General features: G+C 58.3%; 2 pseudogenes. Both read left to right on the plus strand.

Annotation, left to right across the window (positions count from 1 at the left end):
• Positions 1 to 539: pseudogene (locus IE101_RS19680) on the plus strand (hypothetical protein); the annotation flags it as partial.
• A pseudogene (locus IE101_RS20100) lies at positions 502 to 614 on the plus strand (IS5/IS1182 family transposase); the annotation flags it as partial. The pseudogenes IE101_RS19680 and IE101_RS20100, both read left to right, overlap by 38 nt.

Below are 614 nucleotides of genomic sequence, written 5' to 3' on the forward strand. Positions count from 1 at the left end.
CGACGCCCTCATGCCCTGGAACTACCGGACCTGAACGGCCTCAGCTTCCCGCTTACGAACATTTTGCACGTGAAGCAAAAGAATACTCGATCGCCAACATCCATAATCATCTCACCGCCGAGCTCAACGCGGTGAACAAAAAGCGGCTGGCAAACGACCTTCCGGCGCTGCAGACACCCTCAACAACAACCCTGTCGCGTCATCAAAAGGAATTGTTTTCCACCACAGAGGCCGAAATCAGGGACAAGGGCGAACGGGCGGCCAAATCCAAGCTCGGGCGGGGCAGCACGGATATCCGCGCCCTGATGATCGGTGAACTGACCGAAATTGATGAGGTCCACCTGTCGCTTGTGGTGACGGCCAAGGTTTGCGGTCTGTGGGAAAAGCTTGGCGATCCGGAAAAGCGGGCCTTGGAAGACGCGGACAAGATTATCAAGACCCGTCTTACCTTGCTCGTGATGCTGGATGTCGCGACGCGGATGCCGCTTGCCTGGGTGAGGCGAAGAGATAGGCACGGTGACTGCGGATGGTGCCTATGACACGCGCCGCTGCCACACGGCCATCATAGACCGGCAGGCCACCGCGATCATCCCTATCCGAAAGAATGGGCGGCC

Origin of the sequence: Gemmobacter lanyuensis (assembly GCF_014652355.1) — a bacterium.
In the GTDB taxonomy this organism is placed as follows: domain Bacteria; phylum Pseudomonadota; class Alphaproteobacteria; order Rhodobacterales; family Rhodobacteraceae; genus Gemmobacter; species Gemmobacter lanyuensis.